At 64.4% G+C, this 19,398-nt stretch carries 19 protein-coding genes; 5 read left to right on the top strand and 14 right to left on the bottom strand.

From position 1 onward, the window contains the following. Positions 1-86: 86 nt before the first annotated feature. The 7 genes from A3AU_RS01000000135270 to A3AU_RS0110575 all read right to left on the bottom strand — a co-directional run bounded on the left by A3AU_RS01000000135270 (position 87) and on the right by A3AU_RS0110575 (position 7,437). Positions 87-707 (bottom strand): outer membrane protein, encoded by a 621-nt coding sequence (locus tag A3AU_RS01000000135270; protein WP_051355334.1) that lies wholly within the window; start codon positions 705-707, stop codon positions 87-89. 183 nt (positions 708-890) lie between these two features. After that, on the bottom strand, positions 891-3,062 hold the full coding sequence (locus A3AU_RS0110600) for a malate synthase G (protein WP_027052791.1): 2,172 nt from the start codon (positions 3,060-3,062) through the stop codon (positions 891-893). A gap of 275 nt (positions 3,063-3,337) precedes the next feature. Continuing rightward, positions 3,338-5,380 carry a hydantoinase/oxoprolinase family protein gene (locus tag A3AU_RS0110595; RefSeq protein WP_027052790.1) on the bottom strand — a complete coding sequence of 681 codons (2,043 nt, stop codon included), beginning with the start codon at positions 5,378-5,380 and terminating at the stop codon, positions 3,338-3,340. 223 nt (positions 5,381-5,603) lie between these two features. Continuing rightward, positions 5,604-5,906 (bottom strand): cupredoxin domain-containing protein, encoded by a 303-nt coding sequence (locus A3AU_RS0110590; protein WP_027052789.1) that lies wholly within the window; start codon positions 5,904-5,906, stop codon positions 5,604-5,606. Between the two features lie 59 nt (positions 5,907-5,965). After that, positions 5,966-6,592 (bottom strand): CDGSH iron-sulfur domain-containing protein, encoded by a 627-nt coding sequence (locus A3AU_RS0110585; protein ID WP_027052788.1) that lies wholly within the window; start codon positions 6,590-6,592, stop codon positions 5,966-5,968. A 108-nt stretch (positions 6,593-6,700) separates the two neighbouring features. Beyond that, positions 6,701-7,072 carry an RES family NAD+ phosphorylase gene (locus tag A3AU_RS0110580; RefSeq protein WP_027052787.1) on the bottom strand — a complete coding sequence of 124 codons (372 nt, stop codon included), beginning with the start codon at positions 7,070-7,072 and terminating at the stop codon, positions 6,701-6,703. 116 nt (positions 7,073-7,188) lie between these two features. Then, positions 7,189-7,437 (bottom strand): DUF1127 domain-containing protein, encoded by a 249-nt coding sequence (locus tag A3AU_RS0110575; protein ID WP_051355341.1) that lies wholly within the window; start codon positions 7,435-7,437, stop codon positions 7,189-7,191. 234 nt (positions 7,438-7,671) lie between these two features. Between A3AU_RS0110575 and A3AU_RS0110570 the strand changes: the two genes are divergently transcribed. Then, positions 7,672-9,177 carry a winged helix-turn-helix domain-containing tetratricopeptide repeat protein gene (locus A3AU_RS0110570; RefSeq protein WP_027052785.1) on the top strand — a complete coding sequence of 502 codons (1,506 nt, stop codon included), beginning with the start codon at positions 7,672-7,674 and terminating at the stop codon, positions 9,175-9,177. 62 nt (positions 9,178-9,239) lie between these two features. Here A3AU_RS0110570 and A3AU_RS0110565 read toward each other — a convergent pair whose 3' ends face one another. From A3AU_RS0110565 to A3AU_RS0110555, 3 genes are read right to left on the bottom strand one after another with little or no spacing between them, the layout of a single operon-like run. Next, complete coding sequence (locus tag A3AU_RS0110565; RefSeq protein WP_027052784.1) at positions 9,240-9,596, bottom strand: hypothetical protein; 357 nt, start codon at positions 9,594-9,596, stop codon at positions 9,240-9,242. Positions 9,597-9,645: 49 nt separating this feature from the next. Further along, on the bottom strand, positions 9,646-11,127 hold the full coding sequence (locus A3AU_RS0110560; RefSeq protein WP_051355333.1) for a pyridoxal phosphate-dependent decarboxylase family protein: 1,482 nt from the start codon (positions 11,125-11,127) through the stop codon (positions 9,646-9,648). Positions 11,128-11,140: 13 nt separating this feature from the next. After that, positions 11,141-12,229, bottom strand: coding sequence for a PLP-dependent cysteine synthase family protein (locus A3AU_RS0110555; protein ID WP_081709491.1), 1,089 nt, complete (start codon positions 12,227-12,229; stop codon positions 11,141-11,143). A gap of 221 nt (positions 12,230-12,450) precedes the next feature. Here A3AU_RS0110555 and A3AU_RS0110550 point away from each other — a divergent pair, with 221 nt between their 5' ends. Both A3AU_RS0110550 and A3AU_RS1000000139795 read left to right on the top strand, forming a co-directional pair. Further along, positions 12,451-14,472 carry a transcriptional regulator gene (locus tag A3AU_RS0110550; protein WP_027052781.1) on the top strand — a complete coding sequence of 674 codons (2,022 nt, stop codon included), beginning with the start codon at positions 12,451-12,453 and terminating at the stop codon, positions 14,470-14,472. A gap of 100 nt (positions 14,473-14,572) precedes the next feature. Further along, positions 14,573-14,749 carry a hypothetical protein gene (locus A3AU_RS1000000139795; protein WP_167335228.1) on the top strand — a complete coding sequence of 59 codons (177 nt, stop codon included), beginning with the start codon at positions 14,573-14,575 and terminating at the stop codon, positions 14,747-14,749. Between the two features lie 377 nt (positions 14,750-15,126). Here A3AU_RS1000000139795 and A3AU_RS0110540 read toward each other — a convergent pair whose 3' ends face one another. After that, positions 15,127-15,669, bottom strand: a complete 543-nt coding sequence (locus A3AU_RS0110540; RefSeq protein WP_027052780.1) for a phosphatase PAP2 family protein — start codon at positions 15,667-15,669, stop codon at positions 15,127-15,129. Positions 15,670-15,706: 37 nt separating this feature from the next. Here A3AU_RS0110540 and A3AU_RS0110535 point away from each other — a divergent pair, with 37 nt between their 5' ends. Both A3AU_RS0110535 and A3AU_RS1000000139790 read left to right on the top strand, forming a co-directional pair. Then, positions 15,707-16,189 (top strand): DUF2127 domain-containing protein, encoded by a 483-nt coding sequence (locus tag A3AU_RS0110535; protein ID WP_027052779.1) that lies wholly within the window; start codon positions 15,707-15,709, stop codon positions 16,187-16,189. Positions 16,190-16,311: 122 nt separating this feature from the next. After that, complete coding sequence (locus A3AU_RS1000000139790) at positions 16,312-16,512, top strand: hypothetical protein (RefSeq protein WP_154674563.1); 201 nt, start codon at positions 16,312-16,314, stop codon at positions 16,510-16,512. Positions 16,513-16,807: 295 nt separating this feature from the next. On the opposite strand, the gene A3AU_RS0110525 is transcribed toward A3AU_RS1000000139790, so the two are convergent. The 3 genes from A3AU_RS0110525 to A3AU_RS0110510 all read right to left on the bottom strand — a co-directional run. Beyond that, positions 16,808-17,116, bottom strand: coding sequence for a UBP-type zinc finger domain-containing protein (locus tag A3AU_RS0110525; RefSeq protein ID WP_027052778.1), 309 nt, complete (start codon positions 17,114-17,116; stop codon positions 16,808-16,810). Then, complete coding sequence (locus A3AU_RS0110520; protein ID WP_027052777.1) at positions 17,116-18,819, bottom strand: FAD-dependent oxidoreductase; 1,704 nt, start codon at positions 18,817-18,819, stop codon at positions 17,116-17,118. Before A3AU_RS0110520 ends, A3AU_RS0110525 begins: the two co-directional genes overlap by 1 nt. A 203-nt stretch (positions 18,820-19,022) precedes the next feature. Continuing rightward, the coding region (locus A3AU_RS0110510; RefSeq protein ID WP_027052776.1) for a transposase at positions 19,023-19,398 on the bottom strand (376 nt) is incomplete at its 5' end.

The raw sequence follows: 19,398 nt of genomic DNA, 5'->3' as shown, positions 1-19,398 counted from the left end.
CGTTTCACTGCATGCCTCGGCGCGCCGCCTGCCTGGGGCTGCCTGGCCTCGCCGATATCAAGGGGCTGGCGTAGCTTTGCGGAGGGTCAGAACTTATAGGCAACGGCCGCGCGAACGACGCTGAAGTTCGTCTTCACGTCATAAGGCGTGCCCGGCGCAAACCCAAAATCTTTCTTTCCAAGGTCAACGTAGAGATATTCAGCGCGTGCGGTCCAATTGCTATTGAAGGCATACTCAATGCCGCCGCCGACCGCATATCCTGTCTGGAACTTGCTCGTGGCAGCGCTGAAGACATGCTCATCAATCTTTACGTCACCCATTGCAACGCCGGCTGTGACATATGGAAGCCAACGATCAAAAGCGTAGCCCACACGGCCACGGATGGTTCCGAAAGCATCCAACCTCGCTTCGGCACCGAGGCCGCCGCCGCCGACGCCAGGCGAGAATTCTTTCTTGAAGCCTAGATAATTGATATCGCCTTCAACACCAAGAACCCACTGACCGTATTGATAGTTGGCACCAACCAAAGCGCCGCCGGTGAAATTCCCGATGTCAGCAGATCCGGGAATACCGATAAAGTCACCGTCGATCTTGCCGAATGCGCCGCCAGCGCTTGCGCCGACATAAAAACCTGTCCAGGAATAGGGAAGATCCATGGCGGCCACTGGCTCAACCATGTCTGCGGCATAGGCGCCGGTCACGCTCATGGCCGTAGCCAAAAATATCCCTGAAACAAGACGCATATTTGCCCCCTCGATCCGAACCGCTATTGCGTCGAAACTAATATATCCTAACGGTTAGAAAAGCCTGTGTCAAAACAGTCACTTTGTTGAATAAATAATCAGCGACGTTGGCCCATGGCATCTCCGCGGTACTTCCGGACCTTCGGATCAGGCCGTTGCTTTCGCCTTCAGCTCCAGTCGCCGCGCGTGCAGCACCGGTTCGGTGTAGCCGTTCGGCTGGCTGGTTCCCTTGAACACCAGGTCGCAGGCGGCTTGGAAGGCGATCGATTTTTCGAAATCCGGCGCCATCGGCCGGTAGAGCGGATCACCGACATTCTGGCGGTCGACGATGGCCGCCATGCGCTGCAGGGAATCCCGCACCTGGATTTGCGAACACACTTTGTGGCGCAGCCAGTTGGCGATGTGCTGCGAGGAGATGCGCAGCGTGGCGCGGTCCTCCATCAGGCCGACATCGTTGATGTCGGGCACTTTCGAGCAGCCGACGCCCTGGTCGATCCAGCGCACGACATAGCCCAGGATGCCTTGCGCATTGTTGTCGAGCTCGCGCTGGATCTCGTCGGGCGTCCAGTTCGGCCGCACGGCCACCGGCACCGACAAGATGTCGTCGAGCTTCGCCTTCGGCCGGCTTTTCAGCGCCGCCTGCACGGCGTGGACATCGACCTTGTGATAGTGCGTGGCATGCAGCGTCGCCGCTGTCGGCGACGGAACCCAGGCGGTGTTGGCGCCGGCCTTGGGGTGGGCGATCTTCTGTTCCAGCATCGCCGCCATCAGGTCCGGCATCGCCCACATGCCCTTGCCGATCTGGGCGTGGCCGGCGAGCCCGCATTCCAAGCCGGTGTCGACATTCCACGCCTCGTAGGCGGAAATCCAGGCGGCCTGCTTCATGTCGCCCTTGCGGATCATCGGGCCGGCTTCCATCGAGGTGTGAATCTCGTCACCGGTGCGATCGAGGAAGCCGGTGTTGATGAACACCACCCGCTCTTTCGCGGCGCGGATCGCTTCCTTGAGGTTGACGGTGGTGCGCCGCTCCTCGTCCATGATGCCCATCTTGATGGTGTTCCTGGCCATGCCGAGCAGTGCCTCGACGCGGTCGAAGATCTCGACGGCGAAGGCGACTTCCTCCGGGCCGTGCATCTTGGGTTTCACCACATACATCGAGCCGGCACGGGAATTGGCGCGGCGGCCTTTCGGTCCGACATCGTGCAGCGCGATCAGCGCCGTCAGCGCCGCATCCATGATGCCTTCCGGCACTTCGTTGCCGTCGCGGTCCAGGATCGCCGGATTGGTCATCAGGTGGCCGACATTCCTGACCAGCATCAGCGAGCGGCCGGGCACTGTCAGCGTGCCGCCGGCGGGCGCGGTGTAGGCGCGGTCGGGATTGAGCTTGCGCACGAAGCTCTTTCCACCCTTGCTGATCTCTTCCGTCAGGTCGCCCTTCATCAGGCCGAGCCAGTTGCGGTAGACGACGACCTTGTCCTGCGCATCCACCGCCGCGACCGAATCCTCGCAGTCCTGGATAGTGGTCAGCGCCGATTCCAGGATGACGTCGGCAATGCCGGCCGGATCGGTGCGCCCGATCTGGTTGTTTCGATCGATGACGATCTCGACATGCAGTCCATTTTTTTCCAGCAGCACGGCATCAGGGTTGGCCGCATCGCCGCGATAGCCGACGAATTGCCTGGGGTTGGCAAGCGTGGTGCCGCCGGCGCCGGCGCCGAGCTTCAGGGCGCCATGCGCCACCGACAGCCCGTTCACCCCCGCCCATTTGCCCGAAGTGAGCGGCACCGACTGGTCGAGAAAATCCTTGGCCCAGGCGATGACCTTGGCACCGCGCGCCGGGTTGAAGCCCTTGCCTTTTTCCGCACCGCCCGTTTCGGGGATGGCATCGGTGCCATAGAGCGCGTCGTAGAGCGAGCCCCAGCGCGCATTGGCGGCGTTGAGCGCATAGCGCGCGTTCATCACCGGCACGACCAGCTGCGGGCCGGCAACGATGGCGATCTCGGGGTCGACATCGTCCGTCGACACCGAAAAGGCCGGCCCCTCGGGGACGATGTAGCCGATCTCTTTGAGGAAACCCTTGTAAGCCTCCATGTCGATCGGTGCGCCATTGTCGCGATACCAGCCGTCGAGCTTCTCCTGCATGGCGTCGCGTTTGGCGAGCAGCGCCCGGTTCTTCGGGGCGAGGTCGTGGACGATGGCCGAAAACCCGTTCCAGAATTTGTCCGCATCGATGCCGGTGCCGGGCAGCGCTTCGGCGGCGACAAAGTCGTGAAGCTCGCGGGCAATCCGCAGTCCGGCGATTTCGACGCGATCGGTCATCAGGCTACTCCAGATGAAAGGCTTTGCGGGGCGTTTGGCATGTCGGGGTTGCAGGGTCAATTCAGCTTAGGTTGAAGGCGGGCATTTTGACGAACTGGCGAAGTCGGCGGCAACAGCGTCCTTCTCCCCGTTCTACGGGAGAAGATGGCGGCAGCCCGATGAGGGGCGGTGCTGAGTTGCGTGAAATGGCGGCACGGCTAAATCGCGCCCGCCCGCGCTGCCCCTCATCCGCCCTTCGGCCACCTTCTCCCCGTGAACGGGGCGAAGGAAGATGCCTAGACAGCGATCCTCGGCCTGCCCGAGGCCACCGCCACGACATGCGCCTCGATGAACATGCGCTGGGCCTCCACCGTGGAAACCTTGAACTCGGTCGCGACGTCGATCTCGGCGCTGTCGGTGCCGGCGTCCCGGGCGCGCTCGGCGACAATCGCCCGCACGTCGGCCTCGGCGGCGGCGATCGCCGTCGCCTCGTCGAGGAAATCGCGAACCGTCTCTCCCGAGGCGAGGCGGAACAGCCCTTCCTTGGGCTGGCTGACACGCGCCTCGGCGGAAACTCGCACCTGGCCGACAACGGCGCCGAGAGCGTTGGCGACATCGGTGTCTTCAGGCACCACGCACTCATTGCCGACCAGCGGCGCCAGGCCGGCATAATGCAGCGGCGCCGAGGCGCCGAGGCCGATGACAGGGCGGTCGAGCGCGACGCTGAGGCGGGCGATGCCGGGATGGGCGTCGACAGCGCGCTGCACCAATGCGTGCGCCACGGTCGCGGCGCCATCGAGACCGTCCTCGGCGAAGGCGGTTTCGAGGATGTATTCCGCCGACCAGCGCGTCAGCGTCACCAGCACGCGCTCCGAGAGCAGCTCCGGTGAGGCGGCGATAGGTTGGCCGCGGCCATCGCGTTTGCGGGAGAACAATTCGGCGCCGAGGCGGGCGGTGGCGGCATCCCAGTTGGCCTGCTTGCCAACCACATGGGCCGCGTCCGACGGGGTGAAGCCTGAGATATGCACCAGGCCGCGCGCGACCAGCCGGTTCAACGTGGCGTTCTGGGCATTCGAGGTCAGCAGCCTGTCCAGGGCCAGCGGGGTGGCGCCGATCGCCTCGTAAAGGCGCGCTTCCGGAGCCGTGAGGCCCGCTGCAAGCCTGTCGGGCACGCCGGTGCGCACCGCGAAACGGCCGTCCATGCGGCCGGGGTTGGGCGCGCGCAACTGGCGTTCGAGTTCCGATTTGACGGCATCGCCATGCGCCATGCCGGCCAGCGCCAGCGGCACAAGGCGGCGCGGCCCGAGCAGGATTTTCGGGTTGAGCGCACCATCCTCCAGCGTCACCTCGGAATCGCCGCCGAGGCCGAAGGTGCGCATGGCGACGGCTTCGGCCATTGTGCGGAAGCCACCGACGGTGGCGCCTTCCGGATCAAGCCGCGGACGGCCCTGGTCGAGCACGGCGACGTCGGTCGTGGTGCCGCCAATGTCGGACACCACGGCATTGTCGAGCCCGGTCATGTGGCGGGCGCCGACCAGGCTGGCGGCCGGGCCGGAGAGGATCGTCTCGATCGGCCGCTGGCGGGCGAAGGCCGCCGAAACCAGCGCGCCGTCGCCGCGCACCACCATCAAGGGGGCGGCGATGTCGCGGGCTTCCAAAAATCCTTCGGTCGCCGCCACCAGCCGGTCGATCATCGAGATCAGCCTGGCGTTGAGCAGCGTGGTCAGCGCCCGGCGCGGGCCGCCGAGCTTGGCCGACAGCTCGTGGCTCGCGGTGACCGGCAGGCCGGTCTTGTCGCGGATCAGTTCGCGGGCGGCGACTTCATGCGCCGGGTTTCGGGTGGCGAAATAGGCGCAGACGGCAAAGCCGGACACCGAGGCGCCGAGTTCCGGCAGCATCGCCTCCAACCCCGACAGATCGAGCCTGGCGGCATTGCCGTGGACGTCATGGCCGCCTGGGCAAAACACCACCGAATCGGTGCCGAGCGCCGTCTTCAGCCCATCGCGGGCGAGGTCGGCTTCGGAAAAGCCGATCATGACGAGCGCCACGCGGCCGCCCTGGCCTTCAACGAGCGCATTGGTGGCAAGCGTCGTCGACATCGAAACGAGCTTGATCGCGCCAGGGTTGGTGCCGGATTTTTGCAGCACCGCATCGACAGCGCCGGAAATGCCGACGGCGAGATCATGGCGCGTGGTCAGCGCCTTGGCCTTGGCCAGAACCTTGCCCTTGTTCGGCCCCTGTTGTGGGCCTTCCGTCTCGGACCACAGCACGGCATCGGTATAGGTGCCGCCGGTATCGATCCCGAGGAAAAGTGGCTTTGGCTTGGTCTTGGTGGTCATTTGGCGGTCCGGGCAAGTGGGGAATTGCTTTGCCGCCCTTAACCCATAGCGGCCGGCCGATAAAGCAGCGAGCGCTGGGCCAACACGCGATGACCGTGATGGGGACTCGATCTGCCCCAAATTGGCGGAGATCGCAGCTATGGCCGCAACGCCGGTGACCATCTCTCCTGCCGACGCAGGAAAGTCTTCTCGCCATGGCGAAAGAAAGTTCGGCGAGATGTGGCTATTTCGCCGTGACGGTGCCCTTCATCGAGCTGTGGATCGCACAATGGAACGGGTGCGCGCCGGCCGCGGATATCTTGACCTTGGCGCTCTTGCCCGTGGCGAGATGGCCGGTGTCGAAGGAGCCGTCAAGCGCGGTGGCGGTGTGCGTCATCGGGTCGGCATTGGTGAAGGTGATGGTATCGCCGACGGCGACCGAGATCTTCGACGGATTGAATTTCATGCCCTTGATCTGGACCGCATGATTGGCGGCGTAGGCGGGCATGGCAAAGGCAAGCAGAGCAAGAACGAGCATGGTGCGCATGATGGACTTCCTCCCTGAGCGCGAGACGTCATCCTAAACTAACGCTGGCGAACCGCCTTTCATGCCACGAAGCCGACTTTTTTATGCGTCCCATCGCAGAACGGCTTGTTGGCCGAGTGGCCACAGCGGCAGAGGAAGGTCTTGGTGGTACGGTCCACCGTGTGGCCGGTGCCGGTGACGATCTCGACATTGCCTTCGAGCTTGAGCGGGCCGTTGGTGGTCGGCGTCACTTTCAGCGGGCCATTGCGTGCTTCGAGCGCCGGCGTGTCCTTCAGCGTCGGTTCGCCGGTGGCTGTGAAGCCAGCCTTGATATGGCTGTTGTCGCAGAAGGGTTTGTTCTGGGAGGCGCCGCAGCGGCAGAGCGTGGCGCGGAAGAACCTCTCGTCGCCAAGCACGATCTCGGCGTGCACGGCGAGCGGGCCGTTTTCGCGCAGGCGAACGGTGTTGACCACCGGCGGCTGTTCCTGCGGCCCGCCATCCTTCCTGACATAGGTGATGGCGCCCGACGGGCAGTTTTCCGCCAGCGCCACCACTTGCTCTGTCGTGGCCGCTTCGGGATGGATCCACTGTCCAGGCGCATTGGGCACGAAGACGTGCGGATTGCCGAGCACGCAGTTGCGCGAATGGATGCAGCGTTTGCCGGAAAACCCGACGTCGATCTTGTCGCTTTCGACCATGCCGGCCATCGCGGTACTCCTTTTGCCTGAAGCGCGCCGCGTCAATCGACGCGGCGCGCTCTGGGTAGGTGCACAGGCTATGGCGTCAGTTGCAAAACCGTCAAGCTGGCAAACCGGTCAGGGGACGAGATTGATCTCCTCGGTCTCGCCGCCGCTGCAGGTGTAGCAGCAATCCTCGCATTTTTCCTTGTTGCCGGGGCCGACGCCCCAATAGGTGCCCTCGTCGCCATCGACCCAGGCGCCGTAGCAGATCGATTCGCCTTCGTTGCAGGAGATCGGCAACGACTTGGTCTCGCCATCGTCGAGGTAGAAGTCCTTGCCGTCGCCTGGCCAGACATAGTCGCGGTCCTGGCTGTAGAGCTCAACGCGCATGGCGTTGGGATGGCCGTTCTTGATGGCGAAGGTGACGTCGCCGGCATGGGCGGCGGATGCGAACAGGACGGCAAGCGAAACCGCCGCGGCAAGGCGGCGCGCTGATATGAAAGACATGGAACCCCCGATGAAGAATCGGCCCCCACGGCCGATGGAGTGATCATGCCATGCGGCGGGCCGGGGCTAAAGGGATGATGTCGGCAATCCCTGACATAATCATTGCCGCGTCTCGCCTATCGCTGCCAGAAGGGCAGTTTGGCGATCTCTTCATCGACCTGCGTTCTGGTCAGGCCGATATCGTCGATCAGATGCGGATTGACCTCCGAGATTCGCTTTAGGTCCCAGCGAAAGCGGGTCCGCTGGCGCCAGGCGGCGATGGTGTTTCGCAGGCTGGCAAGGCTATAGCGCCTGTTGGGCACCTGCCCGACTGGCACTCCCCGCCGCACCGCCTGATGCGGGGCTGATGCAAAAATGTTGGTCATGGCAACCTCCATGGTGTTCCGAAGCCCCCACGATTCGAGGGGCCTCGACCTGATTGAGGTTGAATTCTGCCGGATACGGACAGCGGCGTAATTAAGCCCTGCCAAATAGTTCTCAAAAGTTCCAAACAGGCTCTAACTCCTTGTTTTGGCGCAATTCCCCGTGGAAAAATCCAGGCGCTTCCGCTGACGTGACCGCCTCACACTTTTCCTCGAATTGATCTATAGATGCGCCCTATGCAGGGATCGCGCTTTGCCTTTGGTCCGTTCGTGCTTGATCCGGGTGCGGGAACGCTGCTCCGGAACGACGATCCCGTTGCCGTCGGCTACCGCGGGCTGAAGCTGCTTGCGGCGCTCGTCGGACGGCCCGGAGAAATCCTTGACAAGGCGGAGTTGATGGAAGCGGCGTGGCCGGGCACGGCGGTGGAGGAAGGCAATCTCACCGTGCAGATCGCGCAGTTGCGCAAGCTGCTTGGTCCACCCGCCAATGGCGGCGAATGGATATCGACGGTCCCTCGCGTCGGCTATCGCTTCACCGGCGCGATCGCGCAGCTCGACCACGCCAAGCGCAGACATTTGCCGCTGCCCGACAAGCCGTCGATCGCGGTGCTGCCTTTCGTCAATCTCGCCAACGACCCCGAACAGGAGGCGTTCGCCGACGGCCTGACCGAAGACCTGATCACCGACCTGTCCAGGGCACCGGGCCTGTTCGTCATCGCCCGCAACTCGACATTTGCCTACAAGGGCAAGGCGATGGACGTGCGCGAGATCGCCGAGGAGTTGGGCGTACGCTACCTCCTGGAAGGCAGCGCCAGACGCGCCGCCGGGCGGGTGCGGATCAATGCGCAGCTGGTCGACGCGGTGAGCGGCGAACATCTGTGGGCGGAGCGCTTCGATCGCGGCCTTGACGATATCTTCGCCGTTCAGGACGAGGTGACTGCCAAGATCGTGGAGGCGCTGCTCGGCCGGCTGCGGGCGCCAACGCCGCGCAATCGGCCGACAAATCTCGAGGCCTACGATCTGTGCGTACGGGCGCGCAAGCTGATCGACGACTCGCCGCAGTCCGCACGGGAAGCGCATCTGATGCTGACGCGCGCTGTCGCTCTCGATCCGGACTACGCCGAGGCCTATCGCTGGCTTGCCATGAACCACTGGATGGGATGGGTGCATTGGGGCGAGCCGGTCGAACCGAACCGCCGCATCGCCCTGGAGCTGGCGCGCAGGGCCGTGGCGATCGATGCCAACGACGCCGGCTGCCGTTGGGTGCTCGGCAACCTACTCGCCTATGAACGAGACTTCGAAGAGGCGGATGCCGAATTCGCCAGGGCGTTCGAGCTCGACCCGAACGAGGCCGACGCCTGGGCGACATTGTCCGACATCACGACCTTGGCCGGGCGCGTCGAAGAGGCCCTCGAGCAGATCCGCAAGGCGTTTCGGCTCAACCCGTTTCCGGCAAGCTGGTACTATCTGACACTCGGCCAGGCGCAATATGCGGCGCGCGACTACGAGGCCGCCGTCGAGACGCTGCGCCGCGACGAGACCTACCGGACGAGCTCACGCCGTTTCCTGGCGGCAAGCCTGGCGCAACTTGGCAGGCTCGACGAGGCGCGCGCCGAGGTCGAATTGTTCCTCGTCGGCAACCCGCATTTCACGACCCGCCACTGGGTCTGGACGGAGCCTTTCCGCGACACCGCGATGATGGAGCATTTCGTCGATGGCTTCCGCAAGGCCGGTCTGCCCTAAGCAAATTCCAGGAAAAGTGTGAAACGGTTCTCCTGGAATTGCTCTCGCGACACGCCGGCCGATCACGGCACCAGGTCGATTGTCTCGGTCGAGTGCTCCACGCAGATGAAGCAGCAGGTGTCGCAAGGCTGGTCGTTGTCAGGCCCGACGCCGGCGGAAATCTGGTCATTGCCGTTGACCCAGGCGCCGTAGCAGATACGTTCGCCCTGATTGCACGAGATCGGCACCGATTTCTGCGAGTTCGGATCGATCAGGAATACCTTGTCGTTGCCCGGCCAGACCGTTTCGCGGTCACGGCTGAACAGCTCTACCGCGACGCCTTCCCTGCGCATGTTCTTGACGAACAGGGCCATGTCGGCGGCCTCGGCCGAGGTGGCGAAGACCAATGCTGCCAGCGCAACCATGCGAAACAACGTCACCGCCGGACCCTCCCGAATCATCCCGGCAGAATCGCATGCCTGCCGGGAACTAGGAAGACGCGGCGCCAGCGATCTCCCGCCCCAGCCGCAGCGTCTCGGCGACCAGAAGATCGAGATCCTCGCGCCTTGTGCGATGGTTGGCGATCGCCACGCGCAGCCAGTGTTGGCTATGCACGGTGGTGTCGGAGAGGACGGCAATGCCGCGTTCCTGCAGCCGCAGCATGATTTCGGTGTTGAGTGCCTTCAGCGCCTCGCCGGCAAGCCCCGGCTGGTAGCGGAAGCAGACGATGTTGATGGTCGGCGGCGTCGCCAACTCGAGCGATGGCTCGGCTTCGACCAGCCCGGCGAGATAGGCGGCCTGCGCGATATTCTGGTCGATCAGGCGGCCGAATTTGTCGACGCCATGTTCCTTCAGCGCCATCCAGACCTTGAGCGCGCGAAAGCCGCGCGAGGTCTGCAGGCCGTAATCGTGCAGCCAGTCGCCGGAGGCAAGGCCGCGCGACGTCGATTCCAGATATTCGGGCGTCACGGCGAAGGTGCGGCGATGCGCTACGGCATCCCTGACCAGGGCACAACCGACCTCGAACGGCGCGTGCAGCCATTTGTGCGGATCGAGCGCGACCGAATCCGCCGATTCTATGCCGGCGACGCGATGCGCATTGTCGGGTGCAATCGCGATCAGGGCGCCGATGCAGCCATCGACATGGAACCACAGGCCTTCCTCATGCGCGAGCTTGGCAAGCGCCTTGAGATCGTCGATCGCGCCGGTGTTGACCGTGCCGGCATTGCCGATGACGCAGGCCGGCTTGCAACCCGCCGCCCGATCCTCGGCTATCGCGGCGCGCAAGGCCGTTATGTCGATGCGCAGGCCGGCATCGGTCGGGATGCGGCGCAGCGCCCGGTTGCCGAGGCCGAGCGCCTCCATCGCCTTGCGGTGGCAGGAATGGAGCTGGTCCGAGCCATAGAAGCGCAGCGGCTTGTCGATCGCGGCAACGCCGTGCTCACGCACGTCGATGCCGGCCTTGGTGTTGCGCGCCACGGTCAGGCCGATGATGTTGGCCATCGAGCCGCCGCTGACCAGCGTGCCGGAGGCGGAGGCAGGAAAGCCCAACATCTCCTTGCACCAGTTCACCACCTGGTTGTCCATCAGCCCGGCGGCGTGGTTGCCGCCGCCGAGATTGGAGCCCTGGATTGCCGCGAGGAAGTCGCCGAGCGCGCCGGTGAAGTTGCTCGACCCCATATACCAGGCCCAGAAGCGCGGATGGATGTTGCCCATCGGATAGGACATCACCGTGCGCGAGACCTCGCTGTAGACATCGGCCAGCGGCGCCGGCGATCGCGGCAGGGGTGCGGCGAAGGCTTCCCGCACATCCGCCGGCATCTCCCGCCACACCGGACGGTCCCTGACGTCGCTGAGGTAATCGACGGCATCGTCGATGACCTGGTGCGACAGGGCTTGGACCGTGGCCCAGTCCGCGGGGTCGAGCGTCTCCTCGGCCAAAAGCCCAAGGGTTTCCTGCGCGATGTCCATCACCGGTCTCCCGTCAAGCCGTCGGGAACTGGCAGCCGGGCGTCGAGCGCGACAGCGCCATCTCGTCGGCATCCATCTCGGCCTCGATGCCGTCGAACAGCGGCGTCGACATGTAGCGCTCGCCGGTGTCGGGCAGCATGCACAGGATCACCGATCCGGCCGCCGACTTCTCCGCCACCTGGCGCGCCACGGCGAAGGTGGCTCCGCCGGAAATGCCGGTGAAGATGCCTTCCTTCTGCGCCAAGGCCTTGGCCCATTTGATGCCTTCGGGTCCGGCGATCGGCATCACCTCGTCATAGAGGCTGGCGTCGATCGCCTCCTGCAGCACGTTGGGGATGAAGTCCGGTGTCCAGCCCTGGACCGGGTGCGGCTCGAAGGCCGGGTGGCTGGCGGCAGGGGCGCCATGGGCACCGCGCTGCTGCGCCTTGCCGCTGCCGACCAGTTGCGCATTGGCCGGTTCGCACAGCACTATGCGGGTGTCCGGCCGTTCGCGGCGCAGCACGCGCGCCACGCCCACGACGGTGCCGCCGGTGCCATAGCCGGTGACGAAGCAATCGAGCCGCGCCCCCCTGAAATCATTGACGATCTCACGTGCCGTCGTCGCCTCGTGGATGGCGGCGTTGGCTGACGTCTCGAACTGGCGGGCGAGGAACCAGCCATTGGCTTCGGCCAACTCAACCGCCTTCTTGTACATGCCAAAGCCTTTTTCGGCGCGCGGCGTCAGCACCACCCTGGCGCCCAGCATGCGCATCAGCTTGCGGCGCTCGACCGAAAAACTGTCGGCCATGGTGACGACCAGCGGATAGCCTTTTTGCGCGCAGACCATGGCCAAGCCGATGCCGGTGTTGCCGCTGGTCGCCTCGATCACTGTCTGGCCGGGCTTCAGCGCACCGCTGCGCTCGCCTTCCTCGATGATGTTGAGCGCCAGCCGGTCCTTCACCGAGGCGGCGGGGTTGAAGAACTCGGCCTTGACATAGATCGTCGCATGGGCCGGCCCGAGATTGTTGATGCGGATCACCGGCGTATCGCCGACCGTGTCCAGAATGCTGTCGAACAGGCGGCCGCGCCCGTTCGTGGTCCGGATTTTTTGTTTGTTCAACATCGTTGATCTCCTTGATCGTGTTCGTCTTCACTTCACAGGGCCGGTTACAAACCGGCGGATCGGGCGGCGAGGTTTCGAGACCTTGCCGCGCTAGGACTGACATGCCGACGATGCGGCAATGGCGATGCCCGGCGCGAAATTCGCGGCCGGATGCGCCATTTCGTGTTTGGTGATACAGCAAGGGCCGACAGGCCAGCGTGGGAGCAGGCGTGGAAACGGACGTGGAATCCGCACAAGCAAGGCAGGACGGCGGCATCCCCAGCCTGTCCGTGCGCCTGCTCGGACCGCTGGAAATCGCGCGTGACGGCGTGCCCGTTGCGCTGCCGGCGTCGCGCAAGCTGCGCGCGCTGTTCGCTTATCTGGCGCTGGCGCCGCATGCCGTGGGCCGCGGTCGCCTGTGCGAACTGCTGTGGGATGTGCCCAACGATCCCCGCGGCGAGTTGCGCTGGTGCCTGAGCAAGCTGCGCGGCGCGCTCGACACGCCGGATCGGCGCCGGGTCATCACACAAGGCGATGCGGTCGCGCTCGATCTCGACGGCTGCCTTGTCGATGCGCTGGAGATCGCCCACGCCGCCGGCCTCGGGATCGGCACGCTCGACACTGCGCGGTTGCAGGCGCTGGCAAACCTGTTCGCCGGCGATCTGCTCGACGGACTGGAGCTGGAGCGCAGCCCGCTCTTCGACAGCTGGCTGGTCGCCCAGCGCCGGCGTTTTCACGCTTGCCACGCCGCCGTGCTGGAACGGCTTGCCGCAAACCATCCGGCGGGCTCGCCCGAAATGTCCGGCCATCTCGACAAATGGGTCGAGCTGGCGCCCTTCGACACCCGCGCGCATCTGGCGTTGCTGTCCAATCTGGCGGAGCGCGGCGCCATCGGCGCGGCAGAGGCGCATCTGGCCTCCGCGGCCCGCCTGTTTCAGTCGGAAGAGCTGGATTTCGCCCCGCTGCGCGTCGCCTGGCAGGCAATCCGCGACCGACAGTCGGGCAGCCCGCTCAAGGCGCAGCCGGCCAGCCTGTCCACACGACCGCAGCTGGTCGCCACGCCGGATGATGCCGGCGCGATCGAGCCAAGCCAGGCCTCGCTGGCGGTAATGCCGTTCGTCGAGGAAAGTGGCGGGCGCGGCGGACTTGCCGACGGCTTCACCCACGACATCATCACCCGTCTCGCCAAGCTTCGGGACTTCTTCGTCATCGCGCGCGGATCGGTGTTCGCGCTGGCGGAAACGACCACAGCGCCGGAGGAAGCCGGCAGAAAACTTGGCGTCGACTATGTCGCCACGGGCACGGTGCGCAACCAGACCGGCCGTCTGATCGTCAGCGTCGAGCTCATCGAGGTGCGCACGGCCAGGATCGTCTGGGCCGAGACCTTCGAGCGCAGGCCCGACGACCTGTTTGCCGTGCTCGACGATATCGGCGACAGTATCGTCTCATCGATATCGGCGGAGATCGAAACGGTCGAGCGCAACCGCGCCATGCTGAAGGCACCCAACTCGCTCAATGCCTGGGAGGCCTACCATCGCGGTCTCTGGCACATGTATCGCTTCACCCGGGCCGAGAACGAGCAGGCGCGGCATTTTTTCGACAAGGCCTTGCAGCTCGACCCGACCTTTGCCCGCGCCTATGCCGGCCTGTCCTTCACCCACTGGCAGAATGCCTTCCAGCGCTGGGGCGACCGCGACCGCGAAAGCGCGCTGGCCTATGAGAGCGCCGGCCACAGCCTGCTGGTCGACGACCACAATCCGGCCGCGCACTGGGCGATGGGCCGGGCGCTGTGGCTACGCGGCGAGCAGGACGGATCGCTCCGCGAATTGGAACGAGCGGTCGATCTCAGCCCGAATTTCGCGCTCGGCCACTACGCGCTGTCCTTCGTCCACTCGCAGTCGGGCGACCCGCGCGCGGCGATAGACTCGTCGGACCATTCGCGTCATTTGAGCCCCTTCGACCCGCTGCTGTTCGGCATGCTGGGGTCGCGCGCCATGTCGCATGTGCGGCTTGGCCAGTTCGAGGAGGCGGCCAACTGGGCGCTGAAGGCGGCGGCGCGGCCCAATGCCCATACCATCATCCTGGCGATCGCCGCGCACTGCCTGGCGCTGGCCGGCCGGCTCGACGAGGCGCGCGGCTTCGCCGCCGCCATCCGCAAGACATTGCCTGATTACCGCGCCGACGATTTCATCGGCACCTTCCGCTTCGAGCCCGATGCCGAGGCGCTGTTCCGGCAAGGCTCAAGGCGGATAGGGCTCAGCTGATTTCGCGCCTGAACTCTACCCGTTAACGAAGTCGGAAGGAGTTGCTTAACGGTTCACCTCTATGTGACCTCGCGGGGGGCTCCATGGCAAAGTGAGTGTGATGAGCGACAGACCTGACAAGCGCAACGAATGGCGCGCCATTCTTCATGTACAGGCCCGCGTCGCCGTCCTGTTCGTTCCGGTGGTGGCCAGCCTGCTGATCATCGCCGCTCTTGCCGGCAACGGACGCAAATCCGTTCCCGATGTCGACCGCACCGTAACCGGGTCGGTGCGATAGACGGCACAACAGCCGCGAACGCCTGCCGGTGTGCGCTATTTGGGCGCCATCCCTTGGCGTTACAATCATCCAATGACTACAACACTGAGCGAGCGATCAAGCGCGACGTGCATGCGCTCTACCGTGGCGGGCGATCCCCGAACGCCATAGTACGCCAAGGCGCTTGCCGTGTGTGTCGCGGGCTACGCCTTATCTTGAATCGACCTGATTTCCCGATTTCATCCCCTTGGTCACCTCGATGACGCGATCCTGATTCCCCTGGGAATTCTAGCCGTGGTCAAGATGATACCGCCCGAGGCTATGGCCGAACAAAGGAAGGCCGCCTCCCTGCCGTTGACAAGCCCGTGAGCCGCAGCGCGGCGGTGATCAGCGCCTGGCTAAAGGATCTTGGTCACCAGCTTGTCCAGACGGGAGTTCTCGCGGTAAGCCAGTCGCACCACGATAGCACCCAGGATGCCGGTGATGGCCCCGCCGACAACGTCGGTCAGGTAGTGCGTACCGATGAAGATTCTCGACCCGCAGATCAGGAATGCCATGATGAAGAGCGCAATCGTCCGGCGCGGGAGGCCTTGCATCGCAAAAGCCGCAACAATCGCAATGCTCGCTGTCGCGTGATCGGATGGAAACGACCAGTCGGCACTCGGCGCAATCAACAGGTGCGTCACGCCGGCATCGTAGGGGCGTATCCGATGCACGAATAGAAGAATGAACTGGTTGACCGCCAGACCGAGCAAGAACGCCAGACCGGCCGACACGACCGCGTGGCGAACGTGGTAGCGGTCAACCTTCGCCCACCATTGCAGGGCCACGGCCAGAACCATGAGAGGAACGCCGATTTGTGAGACTCCTATCATCGTCTTATCGAGAAAGGCGCTGATACCGGCCGCGCCATTTATCCAGTGTGTTAAAGCTACATCCATTGGCATCGGATTCCGTTGTTGGTTGTGAGGTGGATTCTTGAAGTTTGTCGATGAACGCCGCATCCACCAGATCTTCGAAGTCAGCCTATGGCTGAAGGGCGCGCATGCCCTGATCGAATGCATCGGCGGGATTCTGCTCTATGTCGTCACCACCGATACCATTGCCTCCTGGGTCAATGCCCTCACCGCGGACGAATTGATAGAAGATCCAAACGATTTCATAGCTGGCCATCTGTCGCAGATGGCAAGCCATTTTTCGATCGCCAGCAAGGAGTTCTATGCCTTCTACCTGCTTAGCCACGGCTTGATAAAGCTTGCCTTGGTGGTTGGGCTTTTGAGAGGCAAGCTCTGGTCTTACCCTGCCTCGCTCGCGGCTTTGGGCTTGTTCATGATCTATCAAGTCTATCGTTACTCTTACACCCAATCATTCGGCCTGCTGGTCCTGACCGTCTTCGATGCGATCGTCATGGTGTTGATCTGGCATGAATGGAGGATCGTGCGACAGCACAAGCCGGCATGATGGCCGGCATGATGGCCGGCGATGGTTGAGTTGCCGGCCTTGCCCCCCGCTTTCCCGGACGCCGTCACAACTGCAATGATCGTCCCGCCTTGCCGGCGGAACCCCACGCACCGTCGGAGATTGTGTTCCAGGACAGCCTCCCGGAGGAGATGATGACCAGAGCTTTCGACATCAACGAGAACACCGAAGAAGACCCCAAGCGCCCGCCGCGGCCTGAGACCGGTGACAACCTCAGGAAAAAGAAGGTTGAGGGAAAGGCCTTCCAGGTGAACGAGAACAGCGTGGATAATCCGACCCCCGCGCCCACGCCAAAGCGGGACTGATTGAGGATGCGGTTCGCGATTGACCGAAGCTACCCAACTTCGTCATCCTAGGGCGGAGCAGTCGCGAAGCGACGTCGCGGAGACCCTGGGATCCATTCCGTGACGCCGGTCAAAACGTGCCGCACATCAATATGTTACGCTGATCGATGCGCTCTCGCGAGCAGTGGTCATTCTCAACCGTTGGAGTAGGGCCGTCAGGTCACGGCATGGATCCCAGGGTCTCCGCGACGTCGCTTCGCGACTGCTCCACCCTAGAGGATGACGAAGCGTGTTTCCGACTGGAGTTCGCGTCGTCTCAAACAAACCTTGGGATCGGACCGTTCTGCGGTGTCGTGCGGTCGCCGAGGTCGAGAAAGACCTCGTCGACATAACACCAGCCCCAGCCTTCCGGCGGGTCATAGCCCTCGATGACGGGATGGCTGGTGGCATGAAAGTGCTTGGTGGCGTGGCGGTTGGGCGAGTCGTCGCAGCAGCCGACATGGCCGCAGGTGCGGCAGAGCCGCAGATGCACCCACCACGAGCCGCTCTTCAGACACTCCTCGCAGCCGAGCGCGCTCGGCGTGACGTCCTTGATCCCAGCCGCATGCTCGCATTCGTCCGCCATCACACTCTCCTGAAACTATCTCTCTGTTGAAGCGCGGCGGTCTGGCCGCCGTCTTGCGCCAGATAAGCATGCAAGGCCGCGACCACCTGGGCGCCCTCGCCGACCGCCGCCGCGACGCGTTTGACCGAGCCGCAACGCACGTCGCCGATGGCGAACACGCCGCTGCGGCTGGTCTCCATGAAACCGCGGTCCGGGCCCAGCTCCGATCCGGTGCGGACGAACCCCTTGGCATCCAGCGCCACGTTGCAGTGCGCCAGCCAGTCGGTGTTCGGATCGGCGCCGATGAACAGGAAGAGATGGCGGATCGGCCGCGTCGTTTGTTCACCGCTGACGCGGTTGCGCCAGCGGACAGTGGCGAGATTGCCCTCTTCGCCGTCCAGCGCCTCGATTTCGGTCTCGGTCAGCACCTCGATGTTCGGCTGCGCCTTGATGCGTTCGACCAGATAGCGTGACATCGAGGCATCGAGGCTGCCGCCCCGCGCCAGCAGCGCAACCTTGCGCGCCTGGCTGGCGAGATAGACCGCCGCCTGCCCCGCCGAATTGCCGGCACCGACCAGCGCCACCTCCTGCCCGGCGCAAAGCCGCCCTTCGATGGGCGAGGCCCAATAATGCACCGAGGTTCCCTCGAACCGCGACAGGTTGGCGACGTCGAGGCGTCGGTAGCGCGCGCCGCTGGCGATCACCACGCTGCGCGTGCGCACCGTCTCGCCATCGCCGACATCGAGCAGATAGCGCGCGCCTGAATTGTCGGTCGCCGCGCTCAAAAGCTTCGCCTCGTCCGGGATCACCATTTCGACGCCGAATTTCTGCGCCTGGTTGTAGGCGCGCGCCATCAGCGCCATGCCGGTGATGCCGGTGGGGAAACCGAGATAGTTCTCGATGCGCGAGGAGGCGCCGGCCTGGCCGCCGAAGGCCCGGCAATCGAGCACGATGGTCGACAGCCCTTCGGACGCCGCATAGACCGCCGCCGCGAGCCCCGCCGGGCCGGCGCCGACAATGGCGACGTCATACAGCGTATCGGCATCGATCGGCCTGAGCAGGCCGATGCAGCGGGCGAGGTCCTTCTCGCCGGGATTGAGCAGCAGCCTGCCGTTCGGGCACAGTACGACCGGCAGATGGTGCGGGTCGACATCGAAACGCTCGACCAGGGTTTTGGCGCAGGGGTCGCTGCCGGAATCGAGCACGCGGTGCGGCTGGCCGCTGCGGGCCAGGAAGCCTTGCAGCCGCAGCACGTCGGCATTGCCGGATGGCCCGATGACGATCGGCCCGCTGGTGGCGCTTTCGAGCAGCCCGACACGGCGCAGGATCAGCGCCCGCATGATGCGTTCGCCGAGATTGGCCTCCTGCACCATCAGGTCGCGCACCCGCCGCGAGGGGATGACGAAGGCCTCGACCGGCTCGGCGGCCTCGGCATTGACCAGCGAGGGCCGTGCCGAAAGCTGCGCCAGCTCGCCGACGAAGCTGCCGGGGCCATGGCTGACGATCGTCTCGCGCCGGCCGAGCCCGTCTTGGGTAATATCGACCTTGCCTGACAGGACGACGATCAGGCCGGGCGCGACATCGCCGGCCTTGATGATGTGCTCGCCGGCCCCGTAGGCGCTGGCTTCGCCGAACCGGCGCATGCGCTCGATGTCCGCCTCGCCCAGCGTGGGAAAGGCTTGGTCGCGACGAGCGCCGAAGATTGCTGTGGCGGATTGAGACATGAGTGGAGCGTAGCGAAGTGGGCGGCCGGTTTGAAGCGATTTGTGAGGGGACTGGCCAGGAGGGGAGGTTGGTGGACGCGTTCCTCGAGGTCGCCATCCCCGGGCTTGACGCTCGAATCCATGCCGCGACGTTAGCCAACGAATGCAGCGAGCAGAATTCCGCACCGTAGCAGCGCTGCAAAGTCACGGAATGGCAACTGTGTTCAAGCGAAAGCTTTTTGATCTCGGATGATAGCGTTGAGGACGACGAGAAGCTTCCTGGCGACGGCGATGATGGCGAGTTTCTTGGAGCCGGATCGTGCAGCGATGGTGCTGTAGAACGCTTTGAACCGGTCACAGGCTCGAATGGCGCCGAGAGCTGCCATGTAGAGGGCGCGGCGCACACGCGATCGGCCACCCTGGATTTGGCTCCTGCGCCTGAGCTTGCCGCTCTTGTTGTCGAACGGGGCAAGGCCGACGAGTGCGGCGATCGACTTGGGTGAGCGCTGGCCGAGCTCGGGCAGGAGCGCCAGGAGCGAGAGCGCGGTGACCTTGGAGACCCCGGGCACGGAGACCATCAGAGCGTTGTCGCGGGCAGTG

The organism is Mesorhizobium erdmanii USDA 3471 (genome assembly GCF_000472705.1).
Lineage (GTDB): Bacteria > Pseudomonadota > Alphaproteobacteria > Rhizobiales > Rhizobiaceae > Mesorhizobium > Mesorhizobium erdmanii.
The sequence above is the reverse complement of the archived record's forward strand: the minus strand, read 5'-3'. Positions and strand labels throughout refer to the sequence as shown.